This window comes from Liquorilactobacillus uvarum DSM 19971 (assembly GCF_001434935.1).
Taxonomy (GTDB): Bacteria; Bacillota; Bacilli; order Lactobacillales; family Lactobacillaceae; genus Liquorilactobacillus; species Liquorilactobacillus uvarum.
On record NZ_AZEG01000122.1, the window covers coordinates 1 to 399 of the forward strand.

2 protein-coding genes are annotated in these 399 nt (G+C 33.8%); both read right to left on the bottom strand.

The genetic code is table 11. The features are described from left to right. The coding region (locus tag FD20_RS12735; RefSeq protein ID WP_057738952.1) for a hypothetical protein at positions 1–182 on the bottom strand (182 nt) is incomplete at its 3' end. Between the two features lie 22 nt (positions 183–204). Further along, positions 205–399: hypothetical protein (locus FD20_RS12740; RefSeq protein ID WP_057738954.1), on the bottom strand; the 195-nt coding region annotated here is incomplete at its 5' end.

Consider the following 399-nt stretch of genomic DNA (forward strand, 5'->3'; position numbering starts at 1 on the left):
AGGTTATTAGCTTGAAAGTACTTTTCTAATAAAGCCCCTTTTTGAATTAATCGGCGAGAACGGGCTTTGCGGGCTTGCCGATTTTCATAGTATTTAGATTGCCGTAATTTAAAATCTTCCCGCTCAATTTTTTGTTTTAAACGTGCTTGCTGCTCGACTAGTTTTTCATATTGATATGACATGGAATTTCCCCATCTCGTATGGCTAATGATCTACGGACTTTACCTTTAAAAATTCAGAAAATTGCTTGGCTAAAAGCTTAATCTGATCGTTAGACAAATTAGCATAATCTAAATTGGCTTGACTGATGATTTGTTTACCTAGCCGTTGTTCAATCTTATTTTTTTCGTCCTTAATTTTTTGATTAAGGGCTTTTAATTTAGCTTCTTGTTTTTCTAA